The 3,178-nt window shown below is 52.3% G+C and carries 3 protein-coding genes and 1 pseudogene; 1 reads left to right on the top strand and 3 read right to left on the bottom strand.

Annotated elements, in window-relative coordinates:
• Together AC1DH9_RS25960 and AC1DH9_RS25955 are read right to left on the bottom strand one after the other, a co-directional pair.
• Positions 1 to 854, bottom strand: an 854-nt coding sequence (locus AC1DH9_RS25960; protein WP_477809055.1) for a helix-turn-helix domain-containing protein, incomplete at its 3' end; no start/stop codon positions are given.
• Positions 855 to 943: 89 nt separating this feature from the next.
• Positions 944 to 1,807, bottom strand: coding sequence for a phosphatidylinositol-specific phospholipase C domain-containing protein (locus AC1DH9_RS25955; RefSeq protein ID WP_427537394.1), 864 nt, complete (start codon positions 1,805 to 1,807; stop codon positions 944 to 946).
• A 296-nt stretch (positions 1,808 to 2,103) separates the two neighbouring features.
• Between AC1DH9_RS25955 and AC1DH9_RS25950 the strand changes: the two genes are divergently transcribed.
• A complete protein-coding gene (locus AC1DH9_RS25950; protein ID WP_477809054.1) occupies positions 2,104 to 2,940 on the top strand; it encodes a phosphatidylinositol-specific phospholipase C domain-containing protein in 837 nt (278 codons plus the stop codon).
• Positions 2,941 to 3,002: 62 nt separating this feature from the next.
• Here AC1DH9_RS25950 and AC1DH9_RS25945 read toward each other — a convergent pair.
• A pseudogene (locus AC1DH9_RS25945) lies at positions 3,003 to 3,178 on the bottom strand (glycosyltransferase); the annotation flags it as partial.

Here is a 3,178-nt window from a genome sequence, read left to right as displayed (position 1 = left end):
GAAGGGGTCATGCCTTTGAGTTGCTGAAAGCGCCGGTTGAAGTTGGATATATTGTTGAAGCCCGACTCGAAGCACACCTCGGTTACCGGTTTATCGCCATCGGCCAGCAGCTCGCAGGATTTGCTGATGCGCAAGCGATTGACGAACTCGATGAAACAGCGCCCGGTCGCCTGTTTGAAAACTCGCGAGAAGTAGGTCGGTTTCATGCCCAGGTGTTCGGCGACTTCTTCCAGTGGCAGTTCGCGAGCGTAGTGGGCAAAGATGTAATCCACTGCCCGGTTGGTACGGTCGATGTTGTGTTCGTCGGCCAATTGCGGCGTGGTGGCACCGGACAGCAACTGGTAATCGTCGGTGGCCGCCAGCAACTCCAGCAGAATGAAAAAGTACCCGAGGCGGGTAACGCCTTTGGCGTCGGCGATCCGCTGCATCAGGTCCATGGCCTGGCGGATCGTGTGTTTACAGCGAAACTCGATGCCGTACTGCGCACGTTCCAGCAGGGGTGTCAGGCTCTTGAGTTCGCTGAACACCTGATGGCCGCTTTCGAACAGCTCATCGGTGAAGTTCACCAGCATGTCGCGCTTGGGTACCACTTCATCTTCGGCGACCTGGCTGATCCAGTTATGGGGCAGGTTAGGGCCGGTCAGAAACAGCGTTTCGGGATAAAAGTTGCCGATGTAATCGCCGATGAACACCTTGCCTGAGCTTGCGACAATCAGGTGCAGTTCGTATTCCTTATGGAAATGCCAACGCACCAGCGGGCAGGGGAATCCGTGCTGGCGATAAATGATGGACAACCCGTTGTGGTCGTCCATCAGTTCGTATGAGGGGTCGGTGACTCTTGCCGCTCGGGTCATGGCTGCACGCTTGTGGGTAACTGCAGCCGATAATGCCTTCTTCAAGAAAGGGACACCAGTCTTGAAGTACGCGCCTGGCGCGAGCGCTATCAGCGCATGCTGACGGCCTTCATGCTGCTGGCTATCCAGCAATAACGAACAATTTCGGACTCTTCGACAAAGTCGGTGTTGATAATGCAGCAGCGGCTCACCCAGTCCCGTGATTGGTGAAACCAGTCGTTGATAGAGTGCTTGATGTCCACGGGACCTCCAAGAAACGAATAACTGGTGGCTGACAGGGACCATAGAAAATCGCCGGAATGCTCACTACTCAATGTGTTGGCAATGTGGCTGCGCAAATCGTCGATATCAGTGAATGCCTTGTCGCTCCACTTGTGAACAACTCTTGGCCAGAACGTGGTTTCATCAAGATCATCCGGCCCATGGGCGGCCAGCACTAGCCTGCGACGAGGGCTGGCTCGCTTCAGTTGCCCGATGGAGAGGTGCGATTGTGAAAATGGAATGGCCGTGTGTCCCAGCCGCCTCGAGAGCAAGGCGTTGAACTTTTTATAGTCGAAGGCGTGCTTGCCACCCGCCAGAAGGTGAAAATCAAGCACGATGAACTCGTTGGGATTGCGTTCCAGAAACGCCAGAACGGCGTCGATAAGTTCATCCAGGACGCGATGAGATTCCAGGCCATTGTGGTGGAAATAAAAAATATCCTGATCGTGTCCCGGCTTATACCCCAGGCGTATATCGAACGCTCTGACACCCTGGGCCAGTTGCCAGGAAAATGTATCGTTCTGACAGGTTGTCCAATGACCGATCAGCACGTCGTAGTTAGGGGCCTTTTTATCCATTCCACAATTGTGGGCGCCTGGCCAGATAATGTCGGTTAACTTCAGGGTGTCAATATCCAGGACTTCGCTCATCCAGGCCTGCTTGTTTAAATGTCTTACCGTGTTTCGTGGCATGTGTGCTCCTGCGTTCTGTTGCACGTGTCAATCCATCGGCGTGCAGTGTTTTTTAGGGGGGGGTCTGGGCCTTTGCGGGCACAGGCTGCGCGTGACAAGTTAAGTGCAATGTGTGCTGGGGGACAGCTTCTACGGTCCTGTTGTTACGTAGGAATACGCTGACGGCACAGTAATATGTTGTCAATCTTGAGAGTGCTGGGTGAGTGGTCAACTGGCGTGTAGGTGGATATAAAGGTGGCGAACGTTGCGAAGTGCAAACTTTCATACTGCGCGAAAACATAGGTAATGGATGAAATATGGCTAACGATTTTTATAAATGGATGACCGGCCTGCCTGCCATCGACGTGCTGACACTGGGGGAGTTGGTATTGCCGGGTGCTCACAATTCGGGGGTCGATAAAAAAGCTTCTTATGCGGTTCCGGGTGTCAGCCACTGGGCAGCTTGCCAGAATAATAGTTTTTACTATCAACTGGTCAACGGTGCCCGCGCACTTGATCTCAGGCTTGAGTATGACGGCAAGGGCGGCTTCTGGTTTCAGCACAATGGATATCGATCTTCTCGGGCCCTGGAAGATCTGATCATGGCCGTGGACAGATTCCTTGAGCAAAATCCTGATGAGTTCATTGTCTTGAACTTCCAGCAACTAAGCTCCAATAGCAGTCCGTTCGACGCAAAGGAATTTTCCCGACTGCTGACGCAACACTTGGGAGGGCKGGTGATTCCCCCCGAAAATCGTTATTTGACATTGGGGGAACTAAAAAGAATCAGTCCATTTCAACGTGTCATGCTGGCGTCTTATGGAAACATTGACCGCAATTACTTCAATTGGGGACTGAGATGCGAATGGACGGGGATCGATTTCGCCAGTGTCGCTGATGTGAAGATGTTTATTGCCAAAACAATAGAGCGTCCAGATGGTTTGGGCATGCCATGGTCATTGTCCGCCACGAGTTACGGTTTGGCACAAGGGCCCGTGAATATAACCACTCATTTGAACGAGTGGTTTGACCCTGCTCGCCATGAGAAGGTTTTGAATTGCAGTGTGATCAATGTTGATTTCTTTGAAGAGTCGGCGCTGGTTGCTCATTGCATGACAGCCAATCTTATGAAGGCGAAAGCCAAACAAAAGTGATGGTCTTTTGTTTTGGGCTCGGCCAAAAAGTCAGCATAAACGGTCACCAGGTCAACGAAGACTTATCCATTGGAACGGTTTTTTTCTTCAATCCACTGCGACATATATTGAGTGCTCTTGTGCTGATGGTGCCGCAACATACTGCCGACAAAGTTGTCGTTGCGCCGTTTCAACAGGTTTTCGCGGCAATCCATCAGCCGCTCAATCAGTGCCGGGCCATGGACGCGCTGTTGGTAAC

This window comes from Pseudomonas sp. 05T35 (genome assembly GCF_056396605.1).
Note: the sequence above shows the minus strand (reverse complement) of the source record. Positions and strands in the feature narration are given on the sequence as shown.

Coding starts and splice junctions, on each gene's coding strand:
- AC1DH9_RS25955 (WP_427537394.1), bottom strand. CDS start 1,807: ATGCCACGAAACACGGTAAGACATTTAAACAAGCAGGCCTGGATGAGC.